The organism is Halodurantibacterium daqingense (assembly GCF_042666235.1).
Classification (GTDB): Bacteria; Pseudomonadota; Alphaproteobacteria; order Rhodobacterales; family Rhodobacteraceae; genus Halodurantibacterium; species Halodurantibacterium daqingensis.
The window spans coordinates 1-2,791 of record NZ_JBHTFQ010000030.1 but is presented as its reverse complement, the minus strand read 5'-3'; the positions used below and the strand labels follow the sequence as shown (position 1 = coordinate 2,791).

Genomic DNA, 2,791 nt, shown 5'->3' with positions numbered 1-2,791 from the left:
GTAAGCGGGGTTTTTCCCCCATTGGGTTTGGGCTTCCTCTGGCGGCACCCGGCGGGCACCTTGGTCGCATTTTCCATGATGGAGGAGTGCGATGGCGGATGGTGGAGATGGCGGCCCGCTGCGGTATTCGGTGATCTCTGGCCCGACGGGTCGGCGCCAGTGGCCGGACGAGGTGAAGGCGCGGATCGTGGCGGAGAGTTTCGTGCCGGGGGTCCGGGTCGGGGATGTGGCGCGGCGGCACGGGGTGCTTCCCTCACAGCTGACGACGTGGCGGCGGATGGCGAAGGACGGACACCTCACGCTGCCCTGGGAGAGCGTCGGGCTCTCCGAGCCGGATTTCGTCCCGCTGATCGTCGAGGAGGATGCCGCGCCGGCCGAGGCGGCGGCGGTGCCTTCCGTAGCCGGCAGCCGGATGGAGATGCCGATCGAAGTGGTGGTGGGCGCGGTCGTGGTGCGGCTTCCGGCCGAGGTGTCGGTCGCGCGGCTCTCGGCGCTGGTGCGGGCCTTGGCGGAGGCCTCGCCGCGATGATCGTGCCGGCACAGCGGCTCGCCATCGTGATCGCGACGCAGCCGGTGGACTTCCGCTGCGGGCATGATGCGCTTGCGGCGATCGTGCAGACGCGGCTCGGGCTCGACCCGCACTCGGGGTTGATGGTGGTGTTCCGCTCGAAGCGGAAGGACCGGGCGAAGATCCTGGTCTGGGACGGCAGCGGGCTCGTGCTGGTCTACAAGCGGCTCGAGTCGAGTTGCTTCTCCTGGCCGCGGGTTGAGGAGGGCGTGGCGCGGATTTCCCGAGCTCAGTTCGAAGCCTTGTTCGACGGGCTCCAGTGGCAGCGCCTGGACGCGCGACAGGTGGTGCAGCCGGGGGCTGCGGTCTGATCAACCTGTTGCTTTGGCTTTATTTTGTTGCGGTTTTCGGGTCATGCGATAGACTCCGGGCATGACGCTTCCGCTCGACCCTGCGCTCCTGGACCGCCTGCCTCCCGAGGTTCGGGCGGTGCTCGAGGCGCAGGCCTTCGCCCTCTCCGCCGAGCGGGCGCACCGCCAGCATCTGGAAAGCGAGCATGCCGCGCTGCAGGCCTGTGCTGCGAGAACGGCGGCGGAGAAGGCGGTCATGGCCGCCGAGAATGCCCGGATGAAGGAGCTTCTGGAGGAACTCGAGCCGCTGGTCCGGCAGCTCCGCCTCGCCCGGTACGCGCCCAGCTCGGAGAAGCTCGACCCCGACCAGCTTCAGCTGTGCTTCGAGGATCTCGAACAGGCCGTCGCCGCGGTGAAGGAGAAGCACGGGGAGAAGGACGCGCCCGACGCAGAAGCCGACACGGAGGCCGAAGAGGCGCCCGCAACCGGCAAGCGCCGCGGGAGGCCAACGAAGGAAGAGGCCCCCGTCCGTCGCTCGTTGCCGAAGGCCCTGCCGCGGATCGAGGAACGGATCGAGCCCGACAGCCTGATCTGTCCGTGCGGCTGCGGCCAGATGGTGCAGATCGGCGAGGACCGCTCGGAACGTCTCGACATCGTTCCCGCCCAGCTGCGGGTGATCGAGACCGTCCGGCCGCGTTACGCTTGCCCGAAGGGGCGTGCGGGCATCGTCCAGGCGCCGCCACCCGCCTGGCTGATCGAGGGTGGGCTGCCCACCGAAGCTTTCATTGCCTGGCTCCTGGTCTCGAAATATGCCGATGCGCTGCCGCTCTACCGGCTCTCGCAGATCCTCGCCCGCTCCGGCGTGGTGATCGACCGCTCGACGCTGGCCGACTGGGTGGGGCGGGCGGCCTTCCATCTCGACGCGATCGTCCGCCGGATGCTGGAGCATCTGAAGGCCTCGACCAAGCTCTTCATGGATGAAACCACGGCGCCGGTGCTGGATCCGGGTCGCGGCCGGACCAGGACCGGGTTCATCTGGGCCCTGACCCGCGATGATCGACGATGGTCCGGACCGGGACCGGCGATCACCGTGTTCACCTATGCGCCCGGCCGGGGCGGCACCCATGCCGAGGAGATCCTGACGGGCTTCGATGGGGTGCTGCAAGTCGACGGATACGCGGGCTACAACCGGCTGACGAAGGCGGCGCGGACGGGCGGCAAGCCGATCACGCTGGCCTACTGCTGGTCGCATGCGCGCAGGGAACTGATCAAGGCCACGCCCGAGGCCGGCTCGCCGATCGCGGCCGAGGCGCTGGCGCGCATCGCGCAGCTCTACGCCATCGAGAAGGAGATCCACGGCCGTCCCGCCGACGAGCGCCTGTCCGTGCGTCGCGAGCGTTCCGCCCCCGTGGTCGCCGGCCTCGGCGCCTGGGTGCGCGAGCAGGCGGCGCGCCTCTCGCCGAAATCCCGCATGGGCAAGGCGCTGCGCTACCTCCTGAAGCATTGGGACGGGCTGGTGCGCTTTCTGGACGACGGCCGCATCGAGATGGACTCGAACCCGGTCGAAAATTCGATCCGCCCGATTGCCCTCCAACGCAAGAATAGCCTTTTTGCGGGCCATGATGAGGGCGGGCGTCATTGGGCCCGCGCGGCCTCGGTCATCGCCACCTGCAAGATGAACGGCGTCGAGCCCTTCGCCTGGATGAAGGCCACGCTCGAGGCTATCGCGAAGGGACACCCGCAGTCGCGGATCGACGAACTGATGCCGTGGAACTTCAGGCTCCCCGCGGCGGGCTGAGGTTGCCCTCAACGAGCCCAAGACTGCAATAAACATTGCAAACTTTATTGCAGTCCAAGCCTTCCGGGCGAGACGACAGCGGCGACGTCAAGCCGACGTCAAGCCCCCTGAGCAATGGTCCAAAATCTCGCTTAC

3 protein-coding genes are annotated in these 2,791 nt (G+C 68.2%); all 3 read left to right on the top strand.

The genetic code is table 11. The features are described from left to right. Positions 1–91 precede the first annotated feature (91 nt). A complete protein-coding gene (gene tnpA, locus ACFQXB_RS20250) occupies positions 92–529 on the top strand; it encodes an IS66-like element accessory protein TnpA (protein WP_377407005.1) in 438 nt (145 codons plus the stop codon). After that, on the top strand, positions 526–879 hold the full coding sequence (gene tnpB, locus ACFQXB_RS20245; RefSeq protein ID WP_377407004.1) for an IS66 family insertion sequence element accessory protein TnpB: 354 nt from the start codon (positions 526–528) through the stop codon (positions 877–879). The genes tnpA and tnpB overlap by 4 nt, the downstream gene beginning before the upstream one ends. A 61-nt stretch (positions 880–940) precedes the next feature. Continuing rightward, positions 941–2,656: an IS66 family transposase gene (gene tnpC / locus ACFQXB_RS20240; RefSeq protein WP_377407003.1), complete on the top strand. Its 1,716-nt coding sequence runs from the start codon at positions 941–943 to the stop codon at positions 2,654–2,656. Positions 2,657–2,791: the final 135 nt, after the last annotated feature.

Coding starts and splice junctions, on each gene's coding strand:
- tnpA (WP_377407005.1), top strand. CDS start 92: ATGGCGGATGGTGGAGATGGCGGCCCGCTGCGGTATTCGGTGATCTCT.
- tnpB (WP_377407004.1), top strand. CDS start 526: ATGATCGTGCCGGCACAGCGGCTCGCCATCGTGATCGCGACGCAGCCG.
- tnpC (WP_377407003.1), top strand. CDS start 941: ATGACGCTTCCGCTCGACCCTGCGCTCCTGGACCGCCTGCCTCCCGAG.